Annotated in this window: 14 protein-coding genes; 4 read left to right on the top strand and 10 right to left on the bottom strand. The window is 38.3% G+C overall.

Annotated elements, in window-relative coordinates; all coding sequences use genetic code 11:
- Positions 1-81 precede the first annotated feature (81 nt).
- From L323_RS33950 to pdxA, 3 genes are all read right to left on the bottom strand, one after another.
- Positions 82-2,937, bottom strand: a complete 2,856-nt coding sequence (locus tag L323_RS33950) for a carbohydrate-binding protein (protein WP_020816125.1) — start codon at positions 2,935-2,937, stop codon at positions 82-84.
- A 417-nt stretch (positions 2,938-3,354) separates the two neighbouring features.
- Positions 3,355-4,125 (bottom strand): TIGR00266 family protein, encoded by a 771-nt coding sequence (locus L323_RS33955; RefSeq protein WP_020816126.1) that lies wholly within the window; start codon positions 4,123-4,125, stop codon positions 3,355-3,357.
- Between the two features lie 61 nt (positions 4,126-4,186).
- A complete protein-coding gene (pdxA, locus tag L323_RS33960; RefSeq protein ID WP_020816127.1) occupies positions 4,187-5,203 on the bottom strand; it encodes a 4-hydroxythreonine-4-phosphate dehydrogenase PdxA in 1,017 nt (338 codons plus the stop codon).
- Positions 5,204-5,358: 155 nt separating this feature from the next.
- Between pdxA and L323_RS33965 the strand changes: the two genes are divergently transcribed.
- From L323_RS33965 to L323_RS33975, 3 genes are read left to right on the top strand one after another with little or no spacing between them, the layout of a single operon-like run.
- Positions 5,359-5,739: a GntR family transcriptional regulator gene (locus L323_RS33965; RefSeq protein ID WP_020816128.1), complete on the top strand. Its 381-nt coding sequence runs from the start codon at positions 5,359-5,361 to the stop codon at positions 5,737-5,739.
- On the top strand, positions 5,736-6,635 hold the full coding sequence (locus L323_RS33970) for an ABC transporter ATP-binding protein (RefSeq protein WP_020816129.1): 900 nt from the start codon (positions 5,736-5,738) through the stop codon (positions 6,633-6,635). Before L323_RS33965 ends, L323_RS33970 begins: the two co-directional genes overlap by 4 nt.
- The gene (locus L323_RS33975; RefSeq protein ID WP_020816130.1) at positions 6,610-8,292 is read left to right on the top strand and encodes a DUF6449 domain-containing protein; all 1,683 of its coding nucleotides are present in this window, start codon (positions 6,610-6,612) and stop codon (positions 8,290-8,292) included. Before L323_RS33970 ends, L323_RS33975 begins: the two co-directional genes overlap by 26 nt.
- A 66-nt stretch (positions 8,293-8,358) precedes the next feature.
- On the opposite strand, the gene L323_RS33980 is transcribed toward L323_RS33975, so the two are convergent.
- Genes L323_RS33980 through L323_RS33990 form a run of 3 tightly spaced genes read right to left on the bottom strand, consistent with a single transcriptional unit; the run spans position 8,359 to position 10,310 of the window.
- Complete coding sequence (locus tag L323_RS33980) at positions 8,359-9,078, bottom strand: hypothetical protein (RefSeq protein WP_020816131.1); 720 nt, start codon at positions 9,076-9,078, stop codon at positions 8,359-8,361.
- Between the two features lie 15 nt (positions 9,079-9,093).
- Positions 9,094-9,945 carry an ABC transporter ATP-binding protein gene (locus L323_RS33985; protein ID WP_020816132.1) on the bottom strand — a complete coding sequence of 284 codons (852 nt, stop codon included), beginning with the start codon at positions 9,943-9,945 and terminating at the stop codon, positions 9,094-9,096.
- Entirely contained in the window at positions 9,942-10,310 is a 369-nt protein-coding gene (locus tag L323_RS33990; protein ID WP_004622276.1) for a GntR family transcriptional regulator, read from the bottom strand. Before L323_RS33990 ends, L323_RS33985 begins: the two co-directional genes overlap by 4 nt.
- 195 nt (positions 10,311-10,505) lie before the next feature.
- Here L323_RS33990 and L323_RS33995 point away from each other — a divergent pair, with 195 nt between their 5' ends.
- A complete protein-coding gene (locus L323_RS33995; protein ID WP_020816133.1) occupies positions 10,506-11,510 on the top strand; it encodes a zinc dependent phospholipase C family protein in 1,005 nt (334 codons plus the stop codon).
- Here the strand turns inward: L323_RS33995 and L323_RS34000 are convergent.
- The 4 genes from L323_RS34000 to L323_RS34015 form a co-directional block, all read right to left on the bottom strand.
- Positions 11,485-12,621, bottom strand: coding sequence for a glycerate kinase family protein (locus L323_RS34000; protein ID WP_020816134.1), 1,137 nt, complete (start codon positions 12,619-12,621; stop codon positions 11,485-11,487). The two genes, L323_RS33995 and L323_RS34000, sit on opposite strands and share 26 nt — an antisense overlap.
- 97 nt (positions 12,622-12,718) lie before the next feature.
- Positions 12,719-13,702, bottom strand: coding sequence for a 6-phosphofructokinase (gene pfkA, locus L323_RS34005; RefSeq protein WP_020816135.1), 984 nt, complete (start codon positions 13,700-13,702; stop codon positions 12,719-12,721).
- 122 nt (positions 13,703-13,824) lie between these two features.
- On the bottom strand, positions 13,825-14,727 hold the full coding sequence (locus L323_RS34010; protein ID WP_020816136.1) for a phosphatidylserine decarboxylase: 903 nt from the start codon (positions 14,725-14,727) through the stop codon (positions 13,825-13,827).
- A gap of 147 nt (positions 14,728-14,874) precedes the next feature.
- Positions 14,875-15,855 (bottom strand): glycoside hydrolase family 43 protein, encoded by a 981-nt coding sequence (locus tag L323_RS34015; RefSeq protein ID WP_020816137.1) that lies wholly within the window; start codon positions 15,853-15,855, stop codon positions 14,875-14,877.
- Positions 15,856-15,889 lie beyond the last annotated feature (34 nt).

Raw genomic sequence — 15,889 nt, forward strand, 5'->3', positions numbered from 1 at the left:
TCCTATTATTGGTAAATAGTAAAGAAATAAGCACCTATCATTTGATAGATGCTTTTATTGGTATTAACACTTTTATAATTTCTAAATACCGCTTAGCAGGTTTTTCTTTAGCAGGGCCAAATCAATTGCATCAATAACACCATCTTTATTCAGGTCACCCGCTTTGAGTTTGTCTTCTACAGGGAAATCATCGATTAAACCGAGAAGGTACTTTTTCATCATGGCATAGTCTGTTGCATCAACGCTACCATCTCCATTGACATCTCCTGTAAGTACAGGGGGTGTGACTCCACCTGTAAACCGAAACCAGTTAAGGTTAAATATGTATCCGCTGCCTCCGGTGAATTTAAGGTACAAATTGTGTATTCCACTGGCACCGCTGACATTGCATGTAGCGTCAGCCCAGGTCTGCCATCCCCCTGTGGAGGTCACAGGACACGTTCCTACTAATGGCCCTGTAATACTGTCCAGCCTGATTTCAATATTTCCTCCGCTGGCACCACTGGCTACTCTGGCCTTAAAAGCCGTAACTCCGTTTCTGAAATCAAAATTGTTGTAAACTGTATAATCTCCATTTTCAATATATCCTACGTCCTGTCCGCCCTCGCTGCAGTTTTCAGTTTGAATTCCTGATTGTGAGGAGAAACTCTCAGCTTCAATTTGTGAAGCCGAACCGCTTACTCTCAGCGATGCATCCGATTCACCAATCTTAGCACCTAACGAATTTACTACAAATAATTTGTACGTCCCTGCTGTTTCAGGTGTTACAATTGATGTAGCAGTTCCTGCTGCCTTGGTCATAGTTGGCCCCACAACAAAATTTGTTGTCCCGGCGGGAGCAAACCATACTGAATTTCCTGCATTACCGCTACTTCTTATATCTAAATCAGCTCCACATTTTGTAGCACAGCTTGCAGGAAATACATAATCCTGAACCGGGAACAGATTATTTGGCAGAATGCTTCTGTATGTTTCCTGAACTCCAGCCTTCAAAGCTATATTGTACTGTGCTAAAGGCCATACATTATCCGGAACTGCAATAGGTGTATCAATTGTGCTGCTTGGAGGGTTTTTACCCATTTTGTTAACTGTTGCATAGGTTCTAAGTATTGTTAAGTCGTGTTTTTGACCGTAATCCTCACAGTTGATTGTATATGTTACCCCCGGACTAATATCAAGTACATTGTCATTTTCAGTTATGTATGCACTTCCTTCATCGTTATGCAAACCATAAGTTGGTCCAGTTGAGTTATCAGGAATTCCCTTGACATAATTCTCATTAATAGTAGTATAAGGCATTTGCCCGATTGTATATATTGCTCCGCTGTCATGGAGCCTGTTTAATGCATTATATACACGGTTATTATTTATTACGTTGTCCTTACAGGTATTTGAGTCCAGGAAATTACACCAGCCCCACCCTAGTGTAATACCGTTATAGCCTGTGGTGTGAACCGTGTTATACGTTACTTTGAGCTTGTTTACAAAGAATGCCGTAACACCGGCGCATCCCCCGAATCCGGGAGCAGTGCTGCAGTCCCACAGCATATTATTGTTGATTACAACATTGGTGCAAATACCTTCTACCCCCGGTGCGTACTTCTGGTGTTCTCCGCCATCTCCCAAGTACACATGCTGTGGATGGCCTACTGTAATACCGCTTGACGTGATGTCATAAATATAGTTACCGATAAGATTTGAATTTATAACATCGTTTACCATAGTAATTCCGTCGGCAGCACTGTGCTTTACTACATTGCCTGTAAAGTTAATTGAATCACTGCTGCTTACGTTTATCATGCCTGGATATGTATCCAGAAGAGTGTATTTGGTGTCATGCCAATTACCATTATAATAAGCTATAAATCCGTCAGCACTCTGGCAAGTTGTTCTGCCGTAGGAGTCTCCGACTTTAATGAGGTTCCAGTCCGTATTTGCAAAGGTAATACCCTGGAAGGTAATATTCTTAACTCTGTTTGTATTTGACTTCCCTGAGATGTCTATGAGCCTCTCTAAAACAGGAGCCTCAACATCAGCAGTAGTCATATTCTCACCTGAGCGTGGATAATAATATAGGGTTTTTGTAGTCTTATCAAAATAGAATTGTCCCGGAGAATTTAAAAATTCAAATGCATTGTAAATTGTATGGGTACTGGTAGTGGTAAAAGCTGCACCCCAACCGGGCAGTTGCGCTATTGCTCCATATGGCTGCTGTAAAAGAAGTATTCTGGAAGTACCGGACGTAATAACATCCCTTGTACAAACAATATTTTCGTTCCAAGTTGAACCGTTTACTATCTCAAGGTCATCCTTATTGCTTGTGATTTCCGGTACATCGGACGCATTATACTTAACTCCGTCACTATTGCTGCCGCTTGTCCAAGCCCAGCTGGCCTGTCCTTTTGTAACAGTATAAGTCCCATATCCGCCTTGGGCTTTCACGGTTTTTTTGGTCATCTGAGCTCTCTTGTCATTTACAAAAAGGTATCTCAATTTGGTATTGCGGTTCAAGGTAGCCTTATATATATTTCCGTTATATTGAGTCCACCCTGTAACCTTTGTTGCACCGTTTAAAACAGGTATTTCACCCTGATATGCCTGGTATAATATCCTGAATCCGTTTGTCCCTGAATCTTCCGGGCCAAAAGTAATGGTACTGGTTAAACGATAGTCTCCTCCTCTTAAATAAACATAAATGTCACCGGTCATATTTTGGTTTATAGTACGTACTACATCCCTGGCCTTCGTTATTGTCTGAAAAGGTGCATCAATGGTTCCGGAGTTACTGTCACTTCCGGTAGGAGATACATAATAGACCGCCTGCGTTGCAGCAGAAACAACCATTGGAGACACTGTCAAAGTTAAGATACTGCATAAGACAATTACAATAGAAAGAGTTAATGATATAAACCTTTTTGTCGCCTTATTTTTTAGCATACTTTTCCTCCTTATTTTAATTTACATTAAGATAGTTTTGAAATAATGCACAACAGAATTTTTTAAATAAAAGCCTATGATAACCCATACATTGGCCCGATACTTGCACGGTGAAATTTTCCAAATAACATATATGTATTGATTATCTATAGGCAAATGTAAAGAATAGGAGTAAAATGAAAAGAAAATGATTAGTAAATCTGTTTTTTATTATAGAATGTAAACTGTTTCCAAATCAATATAAATCCTTTTGACATTGGTATATTAATTTTGTAATTATTTGTTATAGGACGAAAAAAATAAATAAATTATATTATTTTTAAGAATTTGTTCACTTTTTTTTACCAACTTATAAAAGGCATCTCAAGAGTTCATGAAGGAACATCCTTGAAATGCCTTTTATTTTATGTTTAAAGCTTAAAACTTATTATCTCCTCCAAAGAGACCTCCCAGAATTCCGCCTCCAATGCCTGCAATACCTGACTGCTGGTCACGATGGCGAGCTCCTGCGGATGAAAGTCTGTCTGATAATCTGGCAAGAGGTAGGCTTTGCAAGAATACAATGCCGGGGCCTGTCAGCTTTGCAAGGAATAGTCCCTCTCCGCCGAAAAGTGCATTTTTAAAGCCTCCAACAGTTTGGATATCATAGTCTACACTTGGCGAAAAAGCCACCAGACATCCTGTGTCAACTCTCAGAGTTTCGCCGGGAAGCAGATTTTTCTGAATAATTGTTCCCCCTGAATGGACGAAAGCCATACCATCGCCAACCAATCTTTGAAGAATAAAGCCCTCTCCTCCAAAGAAGCCTGCACCAAGCTTTCTGGTAAAAGCTATCTCAATGTCCACTCCGCTGGCAGCACACAAGAAGGAGTCTTTTTGACACAGAAAATTGCCCCCCAGCCTTGTTAAATCCAACGGTATTATCTTACCGGGGTAAGGTGCTGAAAATGCAACGTGCTGTTTTGATGCGCCCCCGTTATAAAAAGTAGTGATAAAGAAGCTTTCTCCCGTAAGCATTCTCTTGAATCCCTTAAAAGCTCCGCCATCTGTGGATGTCTGCATCATAATGCCATCTTCCATATACATCATTGCACCGGCTTCGGCCCTAACACCTTCAGATGGGTCCAATTCTATCTCCACAATCTGCATATCGTCCCCATAAATTTTATAATCAATAACGTCTGCCATATTAACCTCCCAAATTTTTAATACTTTATTTAGATACAATATAATACGTTTTAAATAAATATTAGTCTGCTCTTTTTACCCACCGTGAGTAAGGAACTGAATATTTTGCCGCCAGTAGTATTGCCTCCGTCATGCTCACCTCACTGGCAACCCCCTTCCCTGCAATATCATAGGCAGTTCCATGATCAACGGATGTACGTAGAAACGGAAGTCCTAAGGTAATTGCAATAGTTCTTTCAAAGTCCAATGTTTTTGTAGCTATATGTCCCTGGTCGTGATAGAGGGACAATACTGAATTATATCTGCCTATTAATGCGAGATGGAATACCGAGTCAGGGCCTACAGGGCCTTCCACATCAAACCCGCGTCTTTTTGCCTCCTGAATTGCAGGAGTAATGTTTTCCAATTCTTCTGATCCGAAAAGACCGTTGTCACCACTATGGGGATTTAATCCGGCCACAGCCATTATACCCTCTGTTATTCCAAGGCTTTGCAAGGCTTGGGTGCATCTTTCCACGTAATCCAGTAATCTTTCCTTAGTTACCATATCGCAAGCCTTCCTCAGAGATACATGTCGGGTAAGGAAAAATACTCTCATTCCTCTGACTTCGAACATAGTAAGGGGGTCTTTGGTGTCTGTCAATCCGGCAAGTATTTCCGTATGACCGATAAACTCTATTCCAGCCGCTTTTAGTGTAGGCTTGTTTATAGGGGTTGTTGCTATTGCAGAAAGTTTTCCTTCCGTAGCAAGCTCCACACTCTTTTTTATGTACTCGAAGGAAGCCCGGCCATTTTCTGCCTGAACCTTACCGTACTCCAGAGAATCAGGATTTATTATTTTTAAATCCACTACGTTTATAGTCCTTTTGTCTGAATTTATCATGTCCATACCTGTTACTGTGTTAACATTGGTTTTTATGCCGCATATCCGGGCTGCCTTTTCAATAACTCCGGCATCACCTATTACCAAAGGATTACATACTTTGTATATTTCATCATTAGCCAGAGCTTTTACTATTATCTCGGGACCTATTCCTGCGGGGTCTCCCATTGGAATCCCGATTACGGGTTTAAACATTTTATCCCCTCCTGTTAATACTATTATAATATATCTGTTTATATCCGAGGAATATGTCTATTCTAAAAATTGTTGACATTTTATTCAACTGGTAATAATATAATACTGTACTAAGTGTACTATTATCGTTAATACAGTTTTACAAGGAGGTGCTTATGATACAATTGGATTTTAAAGACCCCAGACCCATTTATGAACAAATAAAAGATAAAATAAAGGAGCTGGTTATAACCGGGGCAGTTGAAACTGACGACAGAATTCCGTCTGTAAGAGAGCTTGCTCAAACTCTTACCATAAACCCCAATACTATTCAGAAAGCATATAAAGACCTCGAAGCTGAGGGAATAATTTACTCGGTTAAAGGCAAGGGTAATTTTATAGCCCCATTGGATAAAAGCTCTGTAGACCCCAGACGAAAAGAGCTTTTGCTCAGTATTCAGAAAACGGTGGAAGAATTGATTTTTCTTCATACACCCCAGCAGGTAGTAATCGAAGTAATTCAGAACACATATAGTAAAAAGGAGGCATCCCAATGATTCATGTTAAATCTTTGAGCAAATCCTACGGGGACTTTAAAGCGCTTGACTCTCTTGATATTCACATAAAAGAGGGTTCAGTATATGGGCTTTTGGGACCTAACGGTTCAGGTAAGACTACACTGATAAAGCATTTGACCGGTATTTATAAAAACGAGTCAGGCTCTATAGCCATAGATGGTAAATCCGTCTTTGATAATCCCGAAACAAAATCCAAAATAGTTTATATATCCGACGATCTTTTTTTCTTTTCTCAGTACAGTATAAAGGAAATGGCTTCTTTCTATGCCAGTATGTATCCCGGGTGGAGCTGGGAGAGGTTTAATACTCTAAAGCAGGTATTTCCAATTGACATAAAGCGTAGAGTCGTAAAGCTTTCAAAAGGTATGCAGAAACAGGTAGCTTTCTGGCTTGGAATTTCAGCAAAGCCAAAAGTGATGATACTGGATGAACCTGTTGACGGACTTGACCCGGTTATGAGAAAAAAAGTATGGAATCTGATACTTCAGGATGTTGCTGAATACGGAACAACGGTTCTGGTATCTTCCCATAACCTGCGTGAGCTGGAAGACATTTGTGATCATGTTGGTATCCTATATCAGGGTAAAATGATGGTTGAGCGTGAACTTGATAATATGAAATCAGATATTCACAAGCTTCAGCTTGCATATTCGGGCAATACACCGGATAATTTATTCAAGGATGGAGAGGTATTACACCGTACCCAAAACGGAAGCGTGCTGCAATTAATTGTCAGGGGTAACAAGGATGCGATAATATCCCATGTCAAGTCAACAAACCCTGTTGTAATGGATATTCTGCCGCTTTCCCTTGAGGAAATTTTCATTTATGAATTAGGGGGTAAAGGTTATGAAATCGAAAACATCCTTATTTAAGAAAGGCTTAATTTTAAGCGATCTGAAACGCTATTGGTGGGTCAGTGTAATTTTTTCAATAGGACTTATCCTGACTATGCCTCTGGCACATTACATGCAGAAATTTAATCTAAATACTGACAATTCCAATATTAAGTTTATTAAAGAGTTTATAGCTCGTGAACTGAACTTCCATAGCGGAGTAAGCCTGTTGTTTCCAGCTGTTATTCCTGTTATTATCGCAGTTTTAGCCTACAGGTATATTCAAAAAGGTCGTCAAGCTTCTTTGTACCACAGTCTTCCCGTTACTAGAGCAGAACTGTATTTTAGCAGCTTTGTTTCAACACTGATATTGTATGTTGTGCCTTTATTGATAAATGTTTTTGTTATGGGCTTGCTGAACTCCTTTAGCTTTTTATCTGATTTTTATACAATGGGACTTATTTTCAAATGGTTTGGGCTATCCCTTTTATATGGAATTTTGTTTATGTCCATGACAATTTTTGTTGGCATGTTTACAGGAAGCTCCGTTGCCCAGATAGTATTTGTTTATATTTTAAATTTACTTCCTTTATTTTTCTTTGAGACTATAAGAGCAAATCTATCTTCGTTGCTATATGGTTTTGCAACTTATTCGAATACAGGTTTTTATCGCAAATTGCCTATGACTATGCTCTTTAGCAACAGCATAGAACTTACACCTCGGATGGTGGTTGGTTATATAGTTTTATCAGTGCTGCTTCTGGCGGGAGGTCTTGTTGCATTCAAACTAAGACGACCTGAAACCGCCGGTGATATCATAACCTTTAAGCCCATACGTCCCGTGTTTATATACGGTGTTACAGTATGTGCAACACTAGTCGGCGGAGCTTATTTCTTAGCTATAAGCAGAGCCTCCGTCCCCTTTGCAATATTCGGATATTTCCTATGTGCATTAATCGGCTATGTAGTAGTTCAAATGGTAACAAATAAAACCTTTAAAGTACTTAATACCTACAAGGGTTATCTGGGATACGCACTGGTATTAATAATTATGCTGTTAGGTGTCAAGTTTGATATTTTCGGATATGTAAACAAAGTGCCTGCTGCTGATGAGGTTGCAAACGTTTACATGGGATACAACCTCTACTGGTGGGAAAACCAAGACAATGAAAAATATCTAAGTCCTTCACATGACAATACTACCATTTATAAAGAAACTGCAAATATCAAAAACATCACTGAGCTTCATAAGATGATTCTGGGAAACAGGAGTAAGGAAGGTTTTCCCACCTACATTGCCTACACCCTTAAAAACGGTAAAAAAATCGTCAGGTATTATAATCTGGATACTAACCTGTATGCTTCTGCACTAGGTCCCATATATGAAAGTAAGGAATACAAAAACGGAAGGTTCCCGGTACTGCATCAGGAAGCAGATGATATTAAGTATATACAAGTACACGATAATGCAAATAATAAACAACCTATTGTCATTTCTGATAAGGAAAAACTTAAAAGCTTTATTACTGAAATCCGGAAGGATATTAGCGGTTTTAACTATGAACAGCTTGCGTCCTCTACTGAAGATAAACTCTGGATAGAAATTAGTGACAACAATGACATGATTATTTCATATGGAGTAAATTCAAACTATATTAACACATTGAACTGGTTTAGTAATAACAACAATCAGTAAAAAAAGTTGGGCAGTAAAGGCGATTTTGCCATTACTGCCCGATTTTTTTCTTTTACAACCATCTTACTAATTTTCTTTTACGGGAGCTTTTCTTATCAACAAATATGATAATACTGAAAGTAAAATTGTACAAACAAGGAATACAGCAACTGCGCTTATAGATCCGTAGCTTCCCGTTACTCCGAACATGGTACTTATTCCATTGTATACCCAATTAACAGTAGTAGTTGAACAAAAGTTATAAATTATATACGGCAGTACCATTGTAAAAAAGACCGGAACTCCAATTGATACACATATCTTTTGTATTTTGTTCATTCTGTAATATGCCAGTGTTATAAAATATCCAAGAGTTATTGCACACAGGTACAGCGTTATGCTCCATAATAAAGAAATAATTATATTTCCGGTACTTTGTGTTTTGTCCTGATAAAGCAGACCATACAAAGTATTATAATTCGTTATTCTGTTAAATATAGCTCCTAAAGCCAAATCAATAACCGCCATACCTACCGTTACAGGAATTGCCGCCAGGAAAAAGCTCTTGAACTGTGTTCTCCTTGGTACACCATTGGACATTAAAAATAAATAATTTTTTCTAAAAGAGTTTAATCCTACAACAAACAAAAATATTGCCGACATCATTTCAATTCCATTAAATGAGCTGTTACCCTCAGATGTGGCAGAAGAAAAAAAGATTGTTAGTAGTACTATAATTAAATAGAAAATCAAGACAGAGTTCTTTATCTCTGAAAATATATATTTAGAAGCTGTTTTTAATCTCATTAATAATCCCCTCCATTATCTATTAGTCATGTGAATAAATAGTTTCTGTAAATCAGGTTTTGTAACTTCCAGTCCATCGGGAATACCTGCCTTATCCAAATGTCCAAGTACATATGCACATTTGATTCCCCCTATTGTATCCGCTCCAAGTATATTTTTGCCGGCAGTAAAACCGTCAACCGCAGATATACTTCCTGTTATGGCATAACCCTGCGACAGAACGCTCTCAACTGATTCGTTCAAAATCAATTTGCCTGATTTTATTATTATAACGTCTTCAATTATGTCTGCCGCTTCTTCAATCAAGTGTGTTGAAATGATAATAGTTTTTGGCTTTTCACTGTAATTTTTTAGCAATTCCTTATAAAACAGGTCACGGTGGTTTGCATCAAGTCCCAGAACAGGCTCATCCAGCAGAACAAAAGGTACATTACAGGATAGCGCCAAAATCATTTTGAATATAGATGTATAACCTGTAGACAAAGTTTTTATCTTTTGATTCAATTTTAGGGAAAACTTCTCACACAACTCAGCAGCATATTCACTGTCAAAATCGGTGTAAAATTCTTTAGTCCAGTTAAATGCCTTTTTTACCGTCATATTCTCAGGATAGTAATTATTTTCAGCCATAAAATATATCTTTGATAATGCATTGTCATTCTCTATAACATTTTCACCGTTTACCAGAATCTCCCCTTCAGTAGGAAAAATCCTGTTTGTAATCAGATTCAACAAGGTTGTCTTTCCTGCTCCGTTACGGCCAAGAAGTCCGTAAATCTTATTTTCTTCCAGTTTGAGGCTGATATTTTCCAGGGCTGTCACGTCTGCGAATTTTTTAGTTATATTTTTGATTTCCATTTGACTCATATTTCAAACCCTCTTTCCAACATTTTTAATATATCCTCTTTTGAAATTGAAAGTTTCTTTGCCTCTGTCACAAGAGATTTTATATAGCTTTCAAAAAAATCCACCTTCCGTTGTTCAAGTATTTTTTCTTTTGCCCCATTTGCAACAAACATGCCAAGCCCCCTCTTCTTATAAACAATTCCATTATCAACTAAAATATTTATTCCTTTTAACGCAGTGGCCGGGTTTATTTTGTAGTTTACCGAAATCTCTGTTGTCGATGGAATTTGTGTCTCCTCTTGGTATGCCCCTGCTATAATGGCATCCTCCAATTCCTCAGAAAGTTGAAGATATATAGGTTTGTCATTATTAAAATCTAGCTTCATGCCTTCACCACCTAATCAGTCCATTAGTTAATTACTTATATAACTAACTATAGAACCAAGCGACCTAAAAGTCAATAGGTAATATAAATTTTTTTATATACTTTCGAAAGGTTAAATCGTATAATTTACATATCTTAAATGAATATTGTACATAATTTACATATGAATCCCGATTTAGGGATATACGGAGGTAACATGCCTAATCTGGTTACTCACTATCTTTGTGGCTCAGAAGCTGTTAAGATGATTGAAAATAAAGAGTGCAAAAAACTGATTGAACAAAATAAGAACGTCTTTAATCTGGGGGTTCAGGGCCCCGATATACTTTTTTACTATGGTCTCTGGCCTTGGTCTCCTAAAACCAAATATGGCAATATAGGAGAGAAATTTCATACATCTAAAGTTAATATTATTTTCAGTAAAATGATTGACTACATTTTAAAGCAGGAGGGGACTGTCAAAGATATTCTTACTGTTTATTTTATGGGCTTTTTATGCCATAACTGTCTGGACAGTATTACTCATCCTTATATTTTCTACAAATCAGGCTTTAAAACAGATGAGGATCCACGCACAAACCTTTATCACTACTATCACAGGCGTTTTGAGACTTCCATTGATGTATTGATGTGTAGTCGGCTTTTGAACAAAAAAGTCCATGAGATCCGAATTGATAGGCTTATAGGTATAACCGTCAGGGAGCGTGACGTAATCGGGGATATGTACGAAAGTGTTATAGACTCAGTTTTTAATTTTATTATTCCCGGCAAACTTATTTCAAGAGCCATAAAGGATATGAATACAGTAGAAAAAATCCTTAGGGATCCCCACGGTATAAAGAAGAAATTTGTAGCTGGTATAGACCAAGTTATCTATGGTTTTCCACTATTCTCCAGCCTTATCTTTCCCTTACAGCTAAAGGACGGCTTGGATTACTTGAATCTTGCCAAAAAGGAATGGGCCATGCCATATGATAAGGCACACAAAAGTACTCTTTCATTTATAGAAATGTTTAAAGACGCCTGTGATAAAACACAACGCTTTTGCCAGGTGCTGTATTCAACTATAACAGGGGATAATTCTAACATCTCCTACGCCTTGAAACTTTTTGGGAACAATTCCTATACTTCAGGAATCAATTGTGACGTGTCTGTCAAATTCAAGTACCATGATATTATTTTTGAACAACACGGTGTTTAAGCAGTCTCATAACCATTTCCACGGTATCAGCCAGATCTTTTTTACTTCTTGATTTTGCTTTTTCAAAGGGCAAAGCTACCCTGTTAATACTTACAATAGCCGACACTCCCATTTCATATGCTGCTTCTGCACCATCTCCTACATCTCCAACTATTGCAATAACGGGAACATTCTCTTTTTTAGCACGGGTAGCAACACCTATAACAACCTTACCTCTAAGGCTTTGCTGGTCAATTCTTCCTTCCCCGGTGAAAACCATGTCGGCATCTTTTATTATGTTATCAAAACCTACTAAATCAAGAACTGTTTCGATTCCGGGTTTGAGGCATCCTTTAAGGAAAGCCAGGATTCCTGCTCCCATTGCACCTGCTGCACCGCTTCCCGGAATTTCTGAAACATCAACCCCCAGTTGGCTTTTTATTTTACCGGCTAAATCCATAAGATTTTTGTCAAGCAGTAGAACCATTTCCTCGTCGGCCCCTTTTTGAGGTGCATAAACATGCGCCGCACCGGTTTTACCGTACATGGGATTGTCAATATCGCACATAGCAGTTATTTTACAATCCTTCAGGAGCCGTTCTGCCAACGTGGTGTCAATATGAACTATTTCTCCTAATGTAGCACCAGTGGGAATAAACTCTTCCCCTGCCTTGTTTCTAAACCTTACGCCTAAAGCACATGCCATTCCGGTACCTGCATCATTTGTACAGCTCCCCCCAAGTCCTATTATTATTTCACGGCAGCCGTTTTCTACAGCATGACGTATCATTGTACCTACACCAAAGGTTGTGGTCGCAGAAGGATTAAGCCTCTCTTCTGCCAACGGAAGGCCTGCAAACATGGCTGTCTCCAGTATAGCTGTGTTACCTTTTCTGGCGTAATAGCCTTCCAGCTTTTCATTATATGGCCCTGTAGCTTCAAGAGTAACTTTTTGTGCTCCAAGTAACTGTATGAAACAATCAGAAGTGCCTTCCCCTCCGTCAGCTACAGGTATTTCAACTATTTCACTGTCAGGATAAAATTGTTTAATTTTTGTTTTTATTATGCCACAAACCTCAACAGAACTTATACTGCCTTTAAAGGAATCAGGAGCAATCACAAACTTCTTCATTTGACATTCCTCTTTTCACGCTTATATGTATAAAAAGAACACATATTCCATATGAAATCTGTGTTCTTTTATTATTAAAATAAGTTATGGTTTTTTATTATATAGAAAGTATATTACTTAGTTCAAACAGCTCTTTGTCAATATCCTTCTTCATGGCTAATGCTTCATCTATATCAATATCAACAACCTTAGAATCCTTTACAGATATAATTCTGTTATAGACACCATCTTTGAGTAGTGTTACAGCTTTTGCTCCCATAACACTTGCCATAACTCTGTCCTGAATAGTCGGGCTTCCTCCTCTTTGGATATATCCCAAAACTGTTCCTCTGGTTTCTATTCCGGTAAGGTCTTCTATCTTCTTGGCAAGCTCCAATGCTCCTCCTATTTTCTCAGCAACACCTTCAGCCAATATGATTATATAGTTTTTCTTTCCGCTGTTTCTTCCCTGAATTATCTTTCTTATAATATCTTTATCGAAATCAAATTCTCTTTCAGGAAGGAGAACTACCTCCGCACCTCCCGCGATTCCTACATTCAAAGCGATATGTCCCGCACGACGTCCCATTACTTCAAGAACGCTGCATCGTTCATGTGAATATGCCGTATCTCTGATTTTGTCAAGTGCGTCCTGAACAGTATTCATTGCTGTATCGTAACCTATTGTATATTCTGAACTTGCTATGTCATTATCAATAGTTCCCGGCAAACCCATAACCTTCATGCCAAATTTACTGAAATCCCTAGCTCCTCTGTATGAGCCGTCTCCTCCGATAACAACAAGCGCGTCCATACCAAAAGCTTTTGAAATTGACATTGCCTTCTGCATGCCTTCGTCAGTTGTAAATGCCTTACATCTGGCAGTTTGAAGTATCGTTCCCCCTCGATGGATAATATCAGATACATCTCTGGCACTCATATCAAATATATCTCCGGTAATTAAACCATTGTAACCTTTCCTGATGCCTAGCATCTTGAACCCGTGATATATACCTGTTCTTACAACAGCACGTATGGCAGCATTCATTCCCGGTGCATCTCCGCCGCTGGTAAGTACTCCTATTGTTTTAATGTCGCTCATTTCAAACCCTCCCCGTAAACAGTAAAATCTGAATGTCGTATATATACATCAAATTTTTATACAAACTGAACCCAATTGAGTTCATTATAAACCAATACACCTTCAGAAACAATATAAATCAGCTACTTTGTTCTTTTTTCTATACAATTACCAATAATATCTCCGGCCAGAACTCTGGTTTCAAAGCCTTCTCCGGTCTGTTGTATTATATCTTCATCTATTTTAACCATATTTTTTTTAAAAATCAGAAGAACAGTAGAACCTCCGAATTTAAAAAATCCTTTTTCATCACCTCTTGAAACATGTTCTCCGGGAGTATAAGTCTGGATTATTGAGCCTACTGAGGTTGCTCCCACCTCTATAAAAAGAACTTCCCCAAAATTGTCTGTTTTAAATATGCTGTATTCTCTTTTGTTTCTGCAAAAAAGTTCAGGTATTTTCTTTAATGCAACAGGATTTACAGAGTAGTATTTACCTTTTATTTTGTGTGTTTCCATGCACTTACCGCTATCAAAAAAATGGAACCTGTGATAGTCTACAGGGCAAAGTCTTAGTATCAGGTAAGTGCCTCCATTGTATTCTTCAGCCAGTTTTTCATCCTGAAGGAGTTCACTTAAACTGTATGTCATTCCTTTTATCTGAAGTAGTTTTTCCTTATCTATATTTTCCAATGCCTGAAGTCTCCCATCACCCGGTGACAGCAATTTTTCCCGGACTTTATCAAATTTCCTGGCAGAGGGCTTCATTTTTCTGGCAAAGAAATCATTGAAGCTGTTGAAATCCTCCAGCTTGTTTTCACATTCATTAATATCTATTGAAAATTTATCAGCAAAACCCTTTATAGTTTTACGGCTTATTTTCCTGTCGCAGAAAAATCCCGTCAAGGCAGAATATAACTTACGTTTTACAAGGAGCTCCAATCCAAGCCTTCCTCTTCCTGTTGTGTACAAGGTATCTAGGAGTTTGCCCCCCGCCACCTGTTCAATATCATATTTTTTTGTTTTTCTATTATAAATCTGAATCATTGTATTCTCTTTTCTTTAAATAATTTTACTCTTAATGAGAATTTTATATTATTGAGAAAATTAATGCAATTTAAAAAACTCCTCCCGGCATGTTATTAATTAATGCCAAGAAGGAGCTTTTTTAGTCGTTTTTATTTATATGACGGTTTACTTGTATGGGTCTATTGTTTGAATAGTTCCGTCCTCGTTATATTTCAATTCAGTAAATTTAACGCATCTCTTATTATCACGGCCGCCTGATAATGAGCTGTCATGGTAAAACAGATACCACTTATCCTGGTACTGAACTATTGAGTGGTGAGTAGTCCATCCTACAACAGGTGTAAGTATTTTGCCTTTGAATACAAAAGGTCCTTTTGGATTTTTACCAACTGCGTATACAATGGTGTGAGTTGTACCTGTTGAGTAGGAAAGGTAGTAATTGCCGTTGTATTTGTGCATCCATGGGCCTTCAAAATATCTCCTGTCTTCATCACCGGCAAGGATTGAATTACCCTCTTCATCTACAATGGATATCTCTGCAGGAGCTTCTTTGAATGTAAGCATATCATCGCTCAATTCAGCTACTCTAGGGCCTATAGCCGGAGCTGCTGCATCAGGGCCTTCACCATTAGGGTTGAAGCTGCCAGTCTGCCACTTTTCAAGTTGACCGCCCCAAAGACCACCGAAATAGATATATGCTCTATTGTCATCATCCACCAAAACAGCAGGGTCTATGCTGAAACTGCCGGGAATAGGCTCTTTTTGAGCTGTAAATGGACCTGAAGGGGATGAACTCGTAGCTACTCCGATTCTGAATATACCATCCTTATCTCTTGCAGGGAAGTACAAATAGTAGGTATTGTTTTTGTAAGCAGCATCCGGCGCCCACATTTGTTTGGAAACCCATGGAACATCTTTCATGTGAAGGGCTTCACCATTGTCAACGCAAGGTGAATCTAAATCATCCAAAGACAATATGTGATAGTCTTCCATCATATACTGGTCTCCGTTATCGTTTGAAACTATATCCTCGTCAAGGTCATGAGAAGGATATATATAAATTTTACCTTCAAATACATGTGCAGATGGGTCTGCTGTATAAATGTGTTCCACTAAAGGCTCTTTTTGTTTTACAATTTTCTCCATGCGACTTTCTCCTTAATTAACATAATAGTTATAA

Origin of the sequence: Ruminiclostridium papyrosolvens C7 (assembly GCF_000421965.1) — a bacterium.
Classification (GTDB): Bacteria; Bacillota; Clostridia; order Acetivibrionales; family DSM-1351; genus Ruminiclostridium; species Ruminiclostridium papyrosolvens_A.